The organism is Pseudomonas sp. NPDC089752, assembly GCF_044748725.1.
In the GTDB taxonomy this organism is placed as follows: Bacteria; Pseudomonadota; Gammaproteobacteria; order Pseudomonadales; family Pseudomonadaceae; genus Aquipseudomonas.
The window spans coordinates 1-1,488 of record NZ_JBIVGP010000026.1; the positions used below are offsets into that span (position 1 = coordinate 1).

At 62.6% G+C, this 1,488-nt stretch carries 1 protein-coding gene; it reads left to right on the forward strand.

The window, feature by feature from the left end; genetic code table 11:
* The coding region (gene bamA, locus ACIPZF_RS25495; protein WP_400804668.1) for an outer membrane protein assembly factor BamA at nucleotides 1–1,402 on the forward strand (1,402 nt) is incomplete at its 5' end.
* Nucleotides 1,403–1,488 lie beyond the last annotated feature (86 nt).

A 1,488-nucleotide genomic window follows, 5' to 3' on the forward strand; every position in this document is an offset into this window, starting at 1 on the left:
CAACGGCGTGCCACAGCCAAATGACGAAGATCACACGGTCGACATCATGTTCGTCGTCGACCCGGGCAAGCGTGCCTACGTGAACCGCATCAACTTCCGCGGCAACACCAAGACCGAAGACGAAGTGCTGCGCCGCGAAATGCGCCAGATGGAAGGCGGCTGGGCTTCGACCTACCTGATCGACCAGTCCAAGACCCGCCTGGAGCGCCTGGGCTTCTTCAAGGAAGTCAACGTCGAAACCCCGCCGGTACCGGGTACCGACGACCAGGTCGACGTCAAGTACAGCGTCGAAGAGCAAGCGTCCGGCTCGATCACCGCCAGCGTCGGTTTCGCCCAGAGCGCCGGCCTGATCCTCGGCGGCTCGATCAGCCAGACCAACTTCCTCGGTACCGGTAACAAGGTGTCGATCGGCCTGACCCGGTCCGAATACCAGACCAAGTACAACTTCGGTTACACCAACCCCTACTTCACCGAAGATGGCGTCAGCCTGGGTTACAACCTGTTCTACAGCAGCACCGACTACAGCGACTACTACGACGACGGTGTCTCCTACTACGCCATCAACAGCTATGGCGCCGGCATCAGCCTGGGTTACCCGATCAGCGAAACCTCGCGCCTGACCTACGGCCTGACCCTGCAGCATGACGACATCTCCCCCGGCACCTACAGCGCCGATGAGATCTACGACTTCATCCAGCGCGAGGGCGAGAGCTTCAACAATCTCAAGGCTTCGATCGGCTGGTCCGAATCGACCCTGAACAAAGGCGTGCTGGCGACCCGCGGCCACTCGCAGAGCCTCACGCTGATGGCCACCACGCCCGGCAGCGACCTGTCGTTCTATAAACTCGACTACAACGGCCAGACGTACCTGCCGCTGAGCGAGCGCACCACCCTGCGTCTGCATACCAGCCTGGGTTATGGCAATGGCTACGGCTCCACCGACGGCCTGCCGTTCTACGAGAACTACACCGCCGGTGGCCAGGGCTCGGTACGTGGCTTCAAGGATGGCTCGCTGGGGCCGCGCAACACACCGGCGACCGGCACCTACGCCAGCGCCGGCCAGGCCTATTACTCCGACCGCGACACCGATGCACTGGGCGGCAACATTCTGCTGACCGGCGGCGCTGAATACATCTTCCCGATGCCCTTCATCAAGGACCAGCGCCAGTTGCGCAGCTCGGTGTTCGTCGATGCTGGCAACGTGTATTCCGACACCTGCTACCTGTCCACCACGCAAGGGTGCGGCAGCGTGGGCCTTGATCAGCTGGCGGTGTCACTGGGCGTCGGGGTGACCTGGTACAGCCCGATGGGGCCGCTGACGTTCAGCCTGGCCACACCGGTGAAAAAGCCGGAGGGCGCCGAAACCCAGGTTTTCCAGTTCTCGCTGGGGCAGACGTTCTAACCCCGCAGCGGCTGGACACATTGCCGGTAGGAGCGGATTTATCCGCGAAGCAGGCGCTGCGGTGTATGGCACGGGCTACGCCCGTG